Genomic DNA, 15,344 nt, shown 5'->3' on the forward strand with positions numbered 1-15,344 from the left:
CTCAGGTGAGGCAGGTCAGCCCTGCATCACCTGCCGGATGTCGGCTGCCAGCTCGCGGACGCGCTCTTCTTCGGTGTCCCACGAGCACATGAAGCGTGCGCCGCCGTTGCCGATGAAGGTGTAGAAACGCCAGCCCCTGGCCGTCAGTGCCGCAATCGCAGGTTCGGACAGTTGCAGGAATACGCCGTTTGCCTCTACCGGGAACATCAGTTCCACGCCTGGAATATCCTTGACCAGATCCGCCAGCAGCTGTGCGCAACGGTTGGCGTGACGGGCGTGGTTGAGCCACGCGTCGTTCTCCAACAGACCGACCCAGGGCGCTGACAGAAAACGCATCTTCGACGCCAGTTGCCCGGCCTGCTTGCAGCGGTAATCGAAGTCCTCAGCCAGGTCATGGTTGAAGAACAGGATTGCTTCACCCACCGCCATGCCGTTTTTGGTGCCGCCGAAACACAGCACGTCAACGCCCGACTTCCAGGTCAGTTCGGCCGGAGAGCAGTCCAGAAATGCGCAGGCGTTGGAGAAGCGCGCGCCGTCCATATGCAGGTGCAGGCCCAGTTCCTTGCAGGTTGCGCTGATTGCCTTGAGTTCTTCGGGTTGATAGACGCCGCCGACTTCAGTTGCCTGGGTGATGGTCACAACCCGAGGCTTGGGGTAGTGAATGTCCTGACGCTTGAGGGCCACTTCACGGATCGATTCAGGGGTCAGTTTGCCGCCTGCGCTGCGGGCGGTCAGCAGCTTGGACCCGTTGGAGAAAAATTCCGGCGCACCGCATTCGTCGGTTTCGACGTGAGCCGTTTCCGAACAGATGACACTGTGGTAACTCTGGCACAACGATGAGAGCGCCAGCGAGTTGGCGGCTGTTCCGTTGAAAGCGAAGAACACCTCGCAGTCGGTTTCGAACAAACGGCGGAAATCATCCGACGCCCGCGCAGTCCATTGATCGTCGCCGTAGGCCCGTTGATGACCCTTGTTCGCCTGTTCCATGGCTGCCCAGGCTTCGGGGCAGATACCGGAATAGTTGTCACTGGCGAACTGTTGGCTTTGGTCTGTCATGGCCGATTCCTTATGGGCTTATGGTGCGCACTGTACCGAATAATGAGGGTTGCGGTCATGTCTCGACGACGTGACACGCTGATAACATCAGGAGCGATATGGATCTTTCCAACCCGCCTTTTCTGCCGGGACGCAACAAGGCGCTGGACCTGCTCAAGTGGCTGGCGATGCTGAGCATGGTGCTTGATCATCTGCGCTACGTGGGCTGGTCGATCAACGAGCTGTACGTGCCGGGCCGTTTTGCCTTTCCCTTTTTCTGTCTGGCCATCGCGGTGAATCTTTCACGGCGCAGCGCAGCGGTGATTGCGCCGCGTGTGCAATGGCGATACCTCTTGTGGCTGCTGGCATTCGCCGCGCTGTCGGAGATTCCCTATCGGCTGTTCATGGCTGATGCGACCGTGCTCAATGTGATGCCGACCTTGCTGCTCGGTTTGCTGATTGCGCAGGGTTGGCAGCATCAAACACCCGTAACACGGGTAATGGCGCTTGTCGCATTGCTGCTGGGGGTGATGTTTCAGAAATACCTGATGTTCGGGTTTGCAGGTGTGTTATTGCCGCTGGTGTTTCTTCTGGTGCTGAACAGATCGCTCGGCTATGCGATTTTTCCGGCAGTGTTCTGCATAGCGGGCAATGCGTGGCCCGAGATGTTTGCAGGTGCAGCGTGGGGCGATCCGATTTCCATCGGATCGCTGATTGCCTGTCTGCTCGCGCCGGTGCTGGGTCTGGCGTTGCTTCGTGCCAAACCGCGATTCAGGGTCGTGCCGATGCGGCGCTGGGCGTATGCGATCTACCCGTTGCATTTTCTGGTACTGCTGGGGTTGCGGGAACTGCTGAGGGTGGTCTGAACATTCGGAATTGCTGTTTGTCCCTGACACAGTGCTTTCTCGCAGCAAACGCCGCCCACCTGTTCGCATTCGTTCAGAGAAGCTCCGGCTCAACGCAAGCAGCTGAGGAGATAAGGCACGGTGATTGTCGCTAGACAAAACGCCAGCACTGCATTTATCTTCCGCAGCAGGCCGCCTCATGTGGCCAACGTCGCTCGGACGGTTCCGGGCGCTTACGTCTGCGAGATTCTCATGGCTGACCAAGGTTCGCCGCGCCGCTTTGCGCGCATCGATCGACTCCCCCCTTACGTGTTCAATATCACCGCCGAGCTGAAGATGGCTGCCCGCCGTCGAGGTGAGGACATCATCGACCTGAGCATGGGTAACCCCGACGGGGCTACGCCGCCGCACATCGTCGAAAAACTGGTCACCGTCGCCCAACGTGAAGACACGCACGGCTACTCGACTTCGCGTGGCATTCCGCGTCTGCGTCGGGCGATTTCCAACTGGTACAAAAAGCGCTATGAGGTCGATATCGATCCCGAGAGCGAAGCCATCGTCACCATCGGCTCCAAAGAGGGCCTGGCGCACTTGATGCTCGCCACGCTGGATCAGGGCGACACTGTGCTAGTGCCCAACCCCAGCTACCCGATCCACATCTATGGTGCGGTGATTGCCGGCGCCCAGGTGCGCTCGGTGCCGTTGGTGCCGGGTGTAGATTTCTTCGCCGAGCTGGAAAAGGCCATTCGCGGCTCGATTCCCAAGCCGAAGATGATGATCCTCGGCTTTCCGTCCAACCCTACCGCACAGTGTGTAGAACTGGACTTCTTCGAGCGCGTCGTGGCATTGGCCAAACAGTATGACGTGCTGGTGGTTCATGACCTGGCCTACGCCGACATCGTCTATGACGGCTGGAAAGCGCCGTCGATCATGCAGGTGCCCGGTGCCAAGGACATTGCGGTTGAGTTCTTCACCCTGTCCAAGAGCTACAACATGGCGGGTTGGCGAATCGGTTTCATGGTCGGCAATCCCGAGCTGGTGAATGCCCTGGCGCGGATCAAGAGCTACCACGACTACGGCACCTTCACGCCGCTGCAGGTCGCGGCCATCGCGGCGCTGGAAGGCGATCAGCAATGCGTGCTCGACATCGCCGAGCAGTATCGCCAGCGTCGCAATGTGCTGGTCAAAGGCCTGCATGAACTGGGCTGGATGGTCGAGAACCCCAAGGCGTCCATGTACGTGTGGGCGAAGATTCCCGAAGCGTATGCGCACCTGGGCTCGCTGGAGTTTGCCAAGAAGTTGCTGCTCGAAGCCAAGGTGTGTGTATCGCCCGGCGTGGGGTTTGGTGAATACGGCGACGATCACGTGCGCTTCGCGCTGATCGAGAATCAGGACCGGATTCGTCAGGCCGTGCGCGGGATTCGTACGATGTTCCGGGCGGACGGATTTGTGTCAGGCAAGGCTGTCTGATTGCGACACGGCTGAACAGGAATCCCTCGAGTGAACTCGGGGGATTTTTTTTGCCTGCCGGAATGTGGTCCGGGTTGTCGGGTGTGGTCAGGCTGGAGAGGGTGTCGGAACCGGTCAGCCCGTTTTCGCAGGCAAGCCCACTTCCACAGTGGCGCAGGGGCCAGCCGTCCTGATCGTGTCCATGCCCGCGTCCACCTCACGAGCGTGCCTGGACGCGGCATCGCAAGTCCGTCCGGGTGTGGATATTCGGCCTCTCGCACAGCCATGTCGTAAACGCACCTTTGTGTGGCGTCCGTAGGCATCTGGGCGGGCAGCGTCGGCCATACCATCGCTTGCAAGGGGCAATCCTCATGCCCGACCGATAAGACAGGCGCAGCGCCGCCGCTGGGAGAACCGCGATGTTCAGCAAGCAAGACCAGATCCAGGGTTATGACGACGCACTGTTGGCAGCGATGAATGCCGAGGAGCAGCGTCAGGAAGACCATATCGAGCTGATCGCCTCGGAGAACTACACCAGCAAGCGCGTCATGCAGGCTCAGGGCAGCGGCTTGACCAACAAGTACGCCGAAGGCTATCCCGGCAAGCGCTATTACGGCGGTTGCGAGCATGTCGACAAGGTCGAACAACTGGCCATCGAGCGCGCCAAACAGCTGTTCGGTGCCGGTTACGCCAACGTCCAGCCGCACTCCGGCAGTCAGGCCAACGCGGCTGTCTATCTGGCACTGCTGCAGGCAGGCGACACGGTGCTGGGCATGAGCCTGGCCCATGGCGGCCACCTGACCCACGGTGCGAAGGTCAGCTTTTCTGGCAAGTTGTACAACGCCGTGCAGTACGGCATCGACACCAACACCGGCCTGATCGACTACGACGAAGTCGAGCGCATCGCGCTGGAAAGCAAACCGAAGATGATCATTGCCGGTTTCTCGGCCTACTCCAAGACGCTGGATTTTCCGCGTTTCCGCGAAATCGCCGACAAGGTCGGTGCCTACCTGTTCGTCGACATGGCCCATGTAGCCGGTCTGGTCGCCGCAGGTCTGTACCCGAACCCTCTGCCTTACGCCGACGTGGTCACCACCACGACCCACAAGACCCTGCGCGGTCCACGTGGCGGGCTGATTCTGGCCAGGGCCAACGAGGAGCTGGAAAAGAAACTCAACTCCGCCGTGTTCCCCGGCGGTCAGGGCGGCCCGCTGATGCACGTCATCGCCGCCAAGGCTGTGTGCTTCAAAGAAGCCATGGAGCCAGATTTCAAAGCCTATCAACAACAAGTGATCGATAACGCCCAGGCCATGGCACAGGTGTTCATTGATCGCGGCTTCGATGTCGTTTCCGGCGGCACCGACAATCACCTGTTTCTGGTCAGCCTGATCCGTCAGGGCCTGACCGGCAAGGACGCCGACGCGGCACTGGGTCGTGCGCACATCACCGTCAACAAGAACTCGGTACCCAACGATCCGCAATCGCCGTTCGTGACGTCCGGTCTGCGCATCGGCACCCCGGCTGTGACCAGTCGCGGCTTCAAGGTGACTCAGTGCGTCGAGCTGGCGGGCTGGATCTGCGACATTCTCGACAATCTCGGCGACGCCGATGTCGAGGCCAACGTTGCGAGTCAGGTTGCCGCACTGTGTTCCGATTTCCCGGTTTATCGCTGAGTCAGGAGTAGCCCTACATGCAGCATTACTCAGGCTTCGGCCTTCTCAAGCACTCCCTCAGCCACCACGAGAACTGGCAGCGCATGTGGCGCACGCCAACCCCTAAAAAGGTCTACGACGTGGTCATTGTCGGCGGCGGCGGGCATGGTCTGGCGACTGCCTACTATCTGGCCAAAGAGCACGGCATCACTAATGTGGCCGTGGTCGAAAAGGGCTGGCTGGGCGGTGGTAACACCGCTCGTAACACCACCATCGTGCGCTCCAACTACCTTTGGGACGAATCGGCTCACTTGTATGAGCACGCGATGAAATTGTGGGAAGGGCTGTCACAGGATCTGAACTACAACGTCATGTTCTCCCAGCGAGGCGTCTATAACCTTTGCCATACCTTGCAGGACATGCGTGATTCTGAGCGTCGTGTCAGCGCCAACCGTCTCAATGGCGTGGATGGCGAGTTGCTCAACGGCAAGCAGGTGGCGGAAGAAATTCCTTATCTGGACTGCTCGAAGAACACCCGTTACCCGATCATCGGCGCGACCGTTCAGCGCCGCGGTGGCGTTGCCCGTCACGATGCCGTGGCCTGGGGCTTCGCCCGTGCTGCCGATGCACTGGGCGTGGACCTGATCCAGCAGACCGAAGTCATCGGTTTCCGCAAGGAAAACGGTGTGTGCATCGGTGTCGAAACCAATAAAGGTTTCATCGGTGCCAAGCGCGTCGGCGTTGTGACCGCAGGCAACTCCGGCCACATGGCCAAACTGGCGGGCTTTCGTCTGCCGATCGAGTCCCATCCGCTGCAAGCGCTCGTGTCCGAGCCGATCAAACCCATCATCGACAGCGTGATCATGTCCAACGCCGTTCATGGCTACATCAGCCAGTCCGACAAGGGCGATCTGGTGATCGGTGCCGGCATCGACAGCTGGGTCGGCTACGGCCAGCGCGGTTCGTACCCGGTCATCGAACACACCATCCAGGCCATCGTCGAGATGTTTCCAGTGCTGTCCCGCGTACGCATGAACCGTCAGTGGGGCGGCATCGTCGACACCACGCCGGACGCCTGCCCGATCATCTCCAAGACACCAGTCCCGAACATGTTCTTCAACTGCGGTTGGGGCACGGGCGGCTTCAAGGCCACACCCGGCTCGGGCAACGTGTTTGCCGCAAGCCTGGCCAAAGGTGAAATGCATCCGTTGGCCAAGCCGTTTTCCATCGACCGTTTCCACAACGGCGCACTCATTGACGAACACGGCGCAGCGGCAGTCGCCCACTAAACAGGAGAAACACCCATGTTGCATATCTTCTGTCCTCACTGTGGCGAACTGCGCTCCGAAGAGGAATTCCACGCATCGGGCCAGGCGCACATTCCGCGCCCGCTCGATCCGGGTGCCTGCACCGACGAGCAGTGGGGCGATTACATGTTCTTCCGCGACAACCCGCGCGGCCTGCACCACGAGCTGTGGATTCACGCCGCCGGTTGCCGTCAGTACTTCAATACCACGCGCAACACCGTGACCTATGAAATTCTCGAAACCTATCCGATTGGCGCGAAGCCGCAGTTCACGGACAAGGGAGACAAGGTATGAGCCAGAGCAATCGACTGCCCAACGGCGGCCGTATCAACCGTAGCAAGGTGCTGAATTTCACCTTCAACGGTCAGACCTATCAAGGATTTGAGGGCGACTCCCTGGCGTCCGCATTGCTGGCCAATGGCGTCGACATCATCGGCCGAAGCTTCAAGTACTCGCGTCCACGCGGCATTTTTGCGGCAGGTTCCGAAGAGCCGAACGCCGTGTTGCAGATCGGTGCGACCGAAGCCACGCAGATCCCCAACGTACGTGCCACTCAGCAAGCCCTGTATTCGGGACTGGTCGCGACCAGCACCAACGGCTGGCCGAGCGTGAACAACGACGTGATGGGCATCCTCGGCAAGGTCGGCGGCAAGTTGATGCCGCCGGGCTTCTATTACAAGACGTTCATGTACCCGCAGTCCTTCTGGATGACGTACGAAAAGTACATCCGCAAGGCGGCAGGTCTGGGGCGCTCGCCGACCGAGAACGACCCGGACAGCTACGATGCAATGAACCAGCACTGTGACGTGCTGATTGTCGGCGCTGGTCCTGCGGGGCTCGCGGCAGCTCTGGCCGCGGCGCGCAGTGGTGCCCGCGTGATTCTGGCCGACGAGCAGGAAGAGTTCGGCGGCAGTCTGCTCGACAGCCGCGAAAGCCTGGATGGCAAGCCGGCCATCGAATGGGTGGCTACTGTCATTGACGAGCTGAAAAGTCTGCGCAACGTGACCCTGCTGCCTCGCGCCACGGTCAACGGCTATCACGATCACAACTTCCTGACGATTCATGAGCGCCTGACCGATCACCTCGGCGACCGTGCGCCCATCGGCATGGTGCGTCAGCGTATGCACCGTGTGCGCGCCAAACGGGTGGTGCTGGCGACCGGTACTCACGAGCGTCCATTGGTCTACGGCAACAACGATGTGCCGGGCAACATGCTGGCCGGTGCCGTCTCTACCTATGTGCGTCGCTACGGTGTGGCGCCGGGCAAGAAGCTTGTGCTGTCCACCAACAACGATCATGCCTATCGCGTTGCACTGGATTGGCTGGATGCCAGTCTGCCAGTGGTGGCGATCGCCGATGCGCGCCACAACCCGCGCGGTCCGCTGGTGGAAGAGGCGCGTGCCAAAGGCATCCGTATTCTGACCGGCAGCGCTGTTATCGAAGCCCGTGGCACCAAGCGCGTGACGGCTGCACGTGTCGCCGCGATCGACGTCAAGTCACACAGCGTGACCAGCCCCGGCGAGTGGCTGGAGTGCGATCTGGTTGCCAGCTCCGGCGGTTACAGCCCGATTGTTCACCTGGCGTCGCACTTGGGCGGCAAGCCGGTCTGGCGCGAAGATATTCTCGGTTTCGTGCCGGGCGAAGCACCGCAGAAACGCGTTTGTGTCGGCGGCGTGAATGGTGTTTACAGCCTGGCGGACAGCCTGGCCGATGGTTTCGAAGGTGGCGTGCGCGCTGCCAGCGAAGCGGGCTTCAAGCTGGTCGAAGGCGTCATGCCTAAAGCCCTCAGCCGCGCTGAAGAGCCGACCCTGGCGCTGTTCCAGGTGCCGCACGAAAAAGGCACTGCTCGTGCACCGAAGCAATTCGTGGATCTGCAGAACGATGTCACCGCTGCGGCTATCGAGCTGGCGACCCGTGAGGGCTTCGAGTCGGTCGAGCACGTCAAGCGCTACACCGCGCTGGGCTTCGGCACCGATCAGGGCAAGCTGGGCAACGTCAACGGTCTGGCCATTGCGGCGCGCTCGCTGAACGTGTCGATCCCGGAAATGGGCACTACCATGTTCCGCCCCAACTACACGCCGGTGACCTTCGGTGCCATTGCCGGTCGGCATTGCGGCCATGTTTTCGAGCCGGTGCGTTTTACCGCGCTGCACGCGTGGCATGTGCGAAACGGTGCGGAATTCGAAGACGTCGGTCAGTGGAAACGTCCGTGGTACTTCCCGAAAAACGGCGAAGACATGCACGCCGCTGTCGCCCGCGAATGCAAGGCCGTGCGGGCCAGCGTGGGGCTGCTGGACGCCTCCACCCTTGGCAAGATCGACATTCAAGGGCCAGACGCCCGTGAATTCCTGAACCGCATCTACACCAACGCCTGGACCAAACTGGACGTGGGCAAGGCGCGTTATGGGCTGATGTGCAAGGAAGACGGCATGGTCTTCGATGACGGTGTGACTGCCTGCATCGCCGACAACCATTTCCTGATGACCACCACTACCGGCGGCGCTGCACGCGTTCTGCAATGGCTGGAAATCTATCAGCAGACCGAGTGGCCGGACCTGAAGGTGTACTTCACTTCTGTGACCGACCACTGGGCGACCCTGACGCTGTCCGGCCCCAACAGCCGCAAGCTGCTCAGCGAAGTCACCGACATCGATCTTGGCCGTGAAGCCTTCCCGTTCATGACCTGGAAAGAAGGTCTGGTGGCTGGCGTACCGGCCCGGGTGTTCCGTATCTCCTTCACTGGCGAACTTTCCTACGAGGTCAACATTCAGGCCGACTATGCGATGGGCGTGCTGGAGAAGATCGTCGAAGCGGGCAAGCAGTACAACCTGACGCCCTACGGCACCGAAACCATGCACGTTCTGCGAGCCGAGAAAGGTTTCATCATCGTCGGTCAGGACACAGACGGCTCGATGACCCCGGATGACCTGAACATGGGCTGGTGCGTTGGTCGTACCAAACCGTTTTCGTGGATCGGCTGGCGCGGTATGAACCGCGAAGATTGCGTGCGTGAACAGCGCAAGCAACTGGTCGGCCTCAAGCCGATTGATCCGAACCAATGGCTCCCGGAAGGTGCGCAACTGGTATTCGACACAAAGCAGGCGATTCCGATGAGCATGGTTGGTCACGTGACCTCCAGCTATGCGCACAATTCGCTGGGTTATTCATTTGCAATGGGTGTGGTCAAGGGTGGCTTGAACCGCATGGGCGAGCGCGTGTTTGCACCGTTGGCCGATGGCAGCGTGATCGAGGCCGAGATCGTTTCATCGGTGTTCTTCGATCCGAAGGGCGAGCAGCAGAACGTGGAGTGAATGCGTGATCGGATGGTCCCCGCGCTCCGGCGTGGGGAATGCCTCTCTGGACGCTACGCATCCGACGCAGGAACGATATGTACGCCGTGCCTTACAACAGAATTCAAAACAGGTGATCCATGACCACAGTCAATGTTTACCCACAACGCCCGACCACCGACGTGAAAGCCGAGTCGCCGTTGTTTCACGCGAGTCTGGAAAGCCTTGTCGGCAAAGGCCGCGCCAGTCCGGGCGTGTTCTTGCGCGAGAAGAAGCTGCTGGGCCACCTGACTCTTCGTGGTGATGCCCACGATCCGGCGTTTGCTGCTGGCGTGCACAAGGCGCTTGGCATGGAATTGCCCGCAGCACTGATGCTGGTTATCAGTGGCGAACGTTCGCTGCAGTGGATGGGCCCGGACGAGTGGCTGCTGATCGTGCCAAGCGGCGAAGAACTCGCTGCGGAGCAACAACTGCGTGAAGCATTGGCGGGCTTGCACATCGCAATCGTCAACGTCAGCGGCGGCCAGTCGATTCTCGAGCTGACCGGTCCCAGGGTTCGTCAGGTCCTGATGAAATCCACCAGCTACGACGTGCACCCGGACAACTTTCCAGTGGGCAAGGCCGTCGGCACGGTGTTCGCCAAGTCGCAACTGGTGATCCGTCGAACAGGCGAAGAAACCTGGGAACTGCTGATCCGTCGCAGCTTCGCCGATTACTGGTGGCTGTGGCTGCAGGATGCGTCAGCCGAGTATGGTTTGAGTGTTCAGGCTTGAAGTGAATGGTGTCTGATCCAGCGTCTTCGCGAAGACCTGACAGGCGATAAGGATTCAGGAGTATTCGCTTAATGAGTCGTGCCCCCGATACATGGATTTTGACTGCCGACTGCCCCAGCGTCCTAGGTACGGTCGATGCCGTGACCCGCTTTCTGTTCGAGCAGGGTTGCTACGTGACAGAGCACCACTCGTTCGATGATCGCCTGTCGGGACGCTTTTTCATTCGTGTCGAATTTCGCCAGCCCGACGGCTTCGACGAAGAGGGTTTTCGCGCAGGTCTGGCCGAGCGGGGCAGCGCGTTCGGCATGATCTTCGAGCTGACTGCGCCCAACTACCGGCCGAAAGTCGTGATCATGGTGTCCAAGGCGGATCATTGCCTGAATGACCTGCTATACCGCCAGCGCATCAATCAATTGTCCATGGACGTGGTCGCGGTGGTGTCAAATCACCCCGATCTTGAGCCGTTGGCAGCATGGCACGGTATTGCGTACTACCATTTCCCCCTCGACCCCAACGACAAACCCGCGCAGGAGGCCAAGGTCTGGAAGGTCATCGAAGAGTCCGGTGCCGAACTGGTGATCCTTGCCCGCTACATGCAAGTGCTGTCACCGGATCTGTGCCGCAAGCTCGATGGCAAGGCGATCAACATTCACCACTCGTTGCTGCCCGGTTTCAAAGGGGCGAAGCCTTATCATCAGGCCTACAACAAGGGCGTGAAGCTGGTGGGTGCAACGGCGCACTACATCAACAACGACCTGGACGAAGGCCCGATCATCGCGCAAGGCGTGGAAGTGGTCGATCACAGTCACTATCCCGAAGACCTGATTGCCAAGGGTCGGGACATCGAAGGGCTGACACTGGCTCGCGCGGTGGGGTATCACATTGAACGCCGAGTATTTCTGAACGCCAACAGGACAGTGGTCCTGTAGGGCTTCACACCACAAACGACTGTGGGCGCGGCTTGCCGGCGAGGGCGTCAGACCGGTTATGTACAAGTCGCCCTTAAGCACGCATCGCGGGCAAGCCGCCTTCCACAGTCATGGTTTATCGGCAAGTACGACACAAGCAACCCAGAGCAATCGGTGCGTTGCCGCAACACTCAATCAAAGCAGCGCATTTCTCCGCTACAACACAATAAAAGCGAGGTGAAAGCATGTCTGGTAATCGCGGTGTAGTGTATCTCGGCGCTGGCAAGGTCGAAGTGCAAAGCATTCCTTTCCCCAAAATGGAAGACCCACGCGGCAAGCGTATCGAACACGGCGTGATTCTGCGCGTGGTGTCCACCAACATCTGCGGCTCGGACCAGCACATGGTTCGCGGCCGCACCACTGCCCAGACCGGGCTCGTACTCGGTCATGAAATCACCGGTGAAGTGCTTGAAGCCGGTCGTGATGTGGAACATCTGAAAGTGGGCGATCTTGTGTCCGTGCCCTTCAACGTGGCGTGCGGCCGCTGCCGTAGCTGCAAGGAACAGCATACGGGCGTCTGCCTGACCGTAAACCCCGCTCGTGCGGGTGGTGCCTACGGTTATGTCGACATGGGCGACTGGGTCGGCGGCCAGGCGGAATACGTGCTGGTGCCTTACGCCGACTTCAACCTGCTCAAGCTGCCGGATCGCGATGCTGCGATGGAAAAGATCCGCGACCTGACCTGCCTCTCCGACATTCTGCCCACCGGCTACCACGGGGCAGTGACCGCAGGTGTCGGGCCGGGTAGCACGGTGTACGTGGCCGGTGCCGGGCCGGTGGGTCTGGCAGCGGCGGCTTCGGCGCGTCTGCTGGGCGCTGCGGTGGTGATCGTAGGGGACGTCAACCCGACCCGTCTGATTCACGCCAAGGCTCAGGGTTTCGAGATTGCCGACCTGTCGCAGGACACGCCCTTGCATGAACAGATCACTGCGCTGCTGGGCGAGCCTGAAGTGGATTGCGCCATTGATGCGGTGGGTTTCGAGGCGCGTGGTCACGGCCATGCCGGTGCGCAGTCAGAAGCGCCGGCCACGGTGCTCAACTCGTTGATGGGCGTGGTGCGCGTCGCAGGCAAGATCGGCATTCCGGGCTTGTACGTCACCGAAGATCCGGGTGCCGTGGATGCCGCCGCGAAAATGGGCAGCCTGAGCATTCGCTTTGGCCTGGGCTGGGCGAAATCCCACAGCTTCCACACCGGCCAGACGCCGGTCATGAAGTACAACCGTCAACTCATGCAAGCCATCATGTGGGACCGCATCAAGATCGCTGACGTGGTGGGGGTCGAGGTCATCAGCCTTGATGATGCGCCGCGTGGTTATGGCGAGTTCGATGCGGGTGTGCCGAAGAAGTTTGTGATCGATCCGCACAGGTTGTTCAGCGCGGCGTGATCTCGACGGCGGCATGAGTGCGATGCATGTGTTGTGTCCGGGCTTGAGAAAGGTGGGTGTTTCTCAAGTCCGGTCGCCGTGACATCTCCCACTGATGGGTCATTGATCAACGACTCATCACCGGAAGGAAATCGACAATTTCGTCTTGATCTGTTGGGCGGAGAATGGTCTGCTTCCTCTTTGAGTAGTACTTGGCCAGATAGTGATCTGTCTGCTTCGGGTATTCTTTTCGAAGATCAGCGACCTTCTTCGCAACGCCTTCCACACTCCGGTTATCTGCAACTTTACCCGTGAAGCCGGTAACGGGCTTCTGGGTGAGCGTTGCAAACTGGGCAGCAAATGAATTCGGGCCTGCATCTGCCGAGTGGCAGAAGATCAAACGTATACGGTCATACGACTCAAAGTCATAGCCCTTTGTTTTGAGCGCACTGTGGACTTGTTCTGCTGAGAAGACCTTGTCATCCACAACCATTTTCCAAGTGTCAGACCCTTCAGACCGTCCCCCATGCGCTGAAATATTCAACCTCCTCTGTCCTTCGATCACATCATCAAAGGCATAAGCACCTTTATTCAGAAGGGTGAAATTCTTCATCTTTGGATTGCTTGCACGAGGGGATTTCTTAATGAGCCCCATGAACCGAAAAGCCCTTTTGATGAAGACAGGCGTGTGCCCTGTGGAATCCTCTCGATTGACCGGATCGCCCGCGCAATACGCATACGCATTCAACCCGCCCTCGCCAAACGGACTCAAACGGTCCGGGCTGTTGAACCTCATCAATACCGGATTGAACGCTCTGTAACCGTTGCCCAGAAGATAGTGTCCGGTTACCCGATCTGCCTGTTGGCCATTGAAGCCGGGTAGGCTCATTGAATTGGCTTGCGGATGCCGATGACCGTACGGCATAAATGAAGCCCCCTCCCCGGGTGTGGCGATGACCGATGACTGCTGATCGGTCGCTAGCAACACACATGTTGTCGTCTGGTTCTGCCCAACCCGAAGCGCCAACAACTGTTCATCGGCGTGCAGCAGTGTGCGCTGTGTGTGTCCCTGAATGTGCGCAGTCAGACGGTTCTTTTTATAGAAAAGCTTCAGGCTGATTTGACCTTGAAGTTCGCTGCGTGCCAAGCGATCTACCGCGTCATAGTGATAACGGCAAAGCTGTACCTGTGCGATCGAGCTCATGGGGCTTAACCTTCTCTGACATGAATCACTCAGGTTTGAGCCTGCTCGAAGCCCGGTTCGCAGCCTAGCTATCAGAATCGTCAGGTGTGAGTGTGCTCAATGTAGTGAGGCAGAATCGTGTTGCTGAATAAGCACCGTTATGAAAACGCTGACAGCGTTGTAAACAGATTTTTTGTGAGTATCTTCAGGGTCGTTAGATACAGTGGTCAGACGTGGTGTAGTGATCAAAATCGCTGATGCGCTGCATGGCTATGGCGAGTTCGATGCGGGTGTGCCGAAGAAGTTTGTGATCGATCCGCACAGGTTGTTCAGCGCGGCGTGATGTGAGTGAGCGGGCAGCTCAGGCTGCCCGCTCCAGATTACAGCTCAGTAGACGAGTCGCGTTGGCCAAACCAGACGGGTGAATAGCTAAATCTTGCACCACGCGCTTTATCTTTTTTTGAGGAAGAGCGTGCGTAAAGATTTTTATGCATGATTTCGATGGTGATGGCATCGCCACTTAGCTTTTCTGCAGCATTTACAATACCCTGATAGCCCAGCGTGGGGAGGCCCGTTTGACGTGAGAATTGTTCTGCGAAAGGCATACGGGTGTCAGCAGAATGACACGCGATGATGTGAGCACTTTTGTAGTTTTCGAACACGGTGCCTTGTTTCTTTAATTCGGCGCTCAGATGCTCTGCACCTATGTATTGATGGTCGGCATACAGTGTGCTGTTATCGGCAATACCGGGGAGGGCGCCATGTGCGTTGACGACCAGCTGCTTTTGCCCTGGCCCTATATCGCGGTCATAGATATCAATCTCTTTCCTTATGGTTCGTTTATTACTTAGTTCCAGGCGCACGAAGGCGTCTTTGGCCTCCGAAGGCGGTGTATTCACACGCGCCAGCCATTTGCGAAACGGCTTCATGAACGAAGGTATGAGCCCTGTCGGATCAACCTGATTAACCGGGTCCCCCTTGCAATAGGCATACGCATTCAATCCTCCGTCGCCAAACGGGCTCAAACGGTCCGGGCTGTTGAACCTCATCAATACCGGATTGAACGCTCTGTAACCGTTGCCCAGAAGATAGTGTCCGGTTACCCGATCTGCCTGTTGGCCATTGAAGCCGGGTAGGCTCATGGAATTGGCTTGCGGATGCCGATGACCGTAAGGCGTGTAGGAAAACGCCAACTGCGGTGTTCCAATCACAGAGTCCTGGCGCGTGGTCGCGAGCAAAGCGCAGTTCAGCCCCCGATCATGCGCACGCTGCAGCGCCAGTAAATGATCATTTGCATGAAGCAGCGTGTGTTGGATATGCCCCTGGATCTGCGTAGTCAGGCGATTCTTTTGATAGAACCGTTGCACGCGGTCATCGTTGGCCAATTCGCTGATTGCCACTTGGTCCAGAGCGTCATAGTGATAACGGCACAGCGTTACAGGGTTGCGGGAAGTCATGGTTTTGTTTTTCCAACAAGC

12 protein-coding genes and 1 pseudogene are annotated in these 15,344 nt (G+C 58.9%); 10 read left to right on the top strand and 3 right to left on the bottom strand.

Features of this window, described 5'->3' with window-relative positions; translation table 11 throughout:
- Positions 1 to 15: 15 nt before the first annotated feature.
- Positions 16 to 1,056 carry a threonine aldolase family protein gene (locus JTJ32_RS11385; protein ID WP_184322261.1) on the bottom strand — a complete coding sequence of 347 codons (1,041 nt, stop codon included), beginning with the start codon at positions 1,054 to 1,056 and terminating at the stop codon, positions 16 to 18.
- A 98-nt stretch (positions 1,057 to 1,154) separates the two neighbouring features.
- Here JTJ32_RS11385 and JTJ32_RS11390 point away from each other — a divergent pair, with 98 nt between their 5' ends.
- The 9 genes from JTJ32_RS11390 (at position 1,155) to fdhA (ending at position 12,704) form a co-directional block, all read left to right on the top strand.
- The gene (locus JTJ32_RS11390; protein WP_210042076.1) at positions 1,155 to 1,901 is read left to right on the top strand and encodes a TraX family protein; all 747 of its coding nucleotides are present in this window, start codon (positions 1,155 to 1,157) and stop codon (positions 1,899 to 1,901) included.
- A gap of 231 nt (positions 1,902 to 2,132) precedes the next feature.
- Positions 2,133 to 3,350: an alanine transaminase gene (gene alaC / locus JTJ32_RS11395; protein ID WP_004880202.1), complete on the top strand. Its 1,218-nt coding sequence runs from the start codon at positions 2,133 to 2,135 to the stop codon at positions 3,348 to 3,350.
- 398 nt (positions 3,351 to 3,748) lie between these two features.
- Positions 3,749 to 5,002, top strand: coding sequence for a serine hydroxymethyltransferase (glyA, locus tag JTJ32_RS11400; protein ID WP_099228679.1), 1,254 nt, complete (start codon positions 3,749 to 3,751; stop codon positions 5,000 to 5,002).
- 17 nt (positions 5,003 to 5,019) lie between these two features.
- Positions 5,020 to 6,270: a sarcosine oxidase subunit beta family protein gene (locus tag JTJ32_RS11405; protein WP_002555602.1), complete on the top strand. Its 1,251-nt coding sequence runs from the start codon at positions 5,020 to 5,022 to the stop codon at positions 6,268 to 6,270.
- Positions 6,271 to 6,285: 15 nt separating this feature from the next.
- The gene (locus tag JTJ32_RS11410) at positions 6,286 to 6,582 is read left to right on the top strand and encodes a sarcosine oxidase subunit delta (protein ID WP_210042078.1); all 297 of its coding nucleotides are present in this window, start codon (positions 6,286 to 6,288) and stop codon (positions 6,580 to 6,582) included.
- A complete protein-coding gene (locus JTJ32_RS11415) occupies positions 6,579 to 9,599 on the top strand; it encodes a sarcosine oxidase subunit alpha (RefSeq protein ID WP_210042080.1) in 3,021 nt (1,006 codons plus the stop codon). Before JTJ32_RS11410 ends, JTJ32_RS11415 begins: the two co-directional genes overlap by 4 nt.
- 119 nt (positions 9,600 to 9,718) lie before the next feature.
- Entirely contained in the window at positions 9,719 to 10,351 is a 633-nt protein-coding gene (locus tag JTJ32_RS11420; RefSeq protein WP_099228676.1) for a sarcosine oxidase subunit gamma, read from the top strand.
- Between the two features lie 71 nt (positions 10,352 to 10,422).
- The gene (purU, locus tag JTJ32_RS11425; RefSeq protein WP_043305535.1) at positions 10,423 to 11,280 is read left to right on the top strand and encodes a formyltetrahydrofolate deformylase; all 858 of its coding nucleotides are present in this window, start codon (positions 10,423 to 10,425) and stop codon (positions 11,278 to 11,280) included.
- A gap of 224 nt (positions 11,281 to 11,504) precedes the next feature.
- The gene (fdhA, locus tag JTJ32_RS11430; RefSeq protein ID WP_210042081.1) at positions 11,505 to 12,704 is read left to right on the top strand and encodes a formaldehyde dehydrogenase, glutathione-independent; all 1,200 of its coding nucleotides are present in this window, start codon (positions 11,505 to 11,507) and stop codon (positions 12,702 to 12,704) included.
- A 106-nt stretch (positions 12,705 to 12,810) separates the two neighbouring features.
- Here fdhA and JTJ32_RS11435 read toward each other — a convergent pair whose 3' ends face one another.
- Entirely contained in the window at positions 12,811 to 13,887 is a 1,077-nt protein-coding gene (locus tag JTJ32_RS11435; RefSeq protein WP_210042082.1) for an RHS repeat-associated core domain-containing protein, read from the bottom strand.
- A gap of 220 nt (positions 13,888 to 14,107) precedes the next feature.
- On the opposite strand from JTJ32_RS11435, the pseudogene JTJ32_RS26750 reads away from it, so the two are divergent.
- Positions 14,108 to 14,209, top strand: a pseudogene (locus JTJ32_RS26750) (hypothetical protein); the annotation flags it as partial.
- A 37-nt stretch (positions 14,210 to 14,246) separates the two neighbouring features.
- Here the strand turns inward: JTJ32_RS26750 and JTJ32_RS11440 are convergent.
- On the bottom strand, positions 14,247 to 15,323 hold the full coding sequence (locus JTJ32_RS11440) for an RHS repeat-associated core domain-containing protein (protein ID WP_210042083.1): 1,077 nt from the start codon (positions 15,321 to 15,323) through the stop codon (positions 14,247 to 14,249).
- Between the last annotated feature and the right edge of the window lie 21 nt (positions 15,324 to 15,344).

The organism is Pseudomonas alliivorans, assembly GCF_017826695.1.
In the GTDB taxonomy this organism is placed as follows: Bacteria; Pseudomonadota; Gammaproteobacteria; order Pseudomonadales; family Pseudomonadaceae; genus Aquipseudomonas; species Aquipseudomonas alliivorans.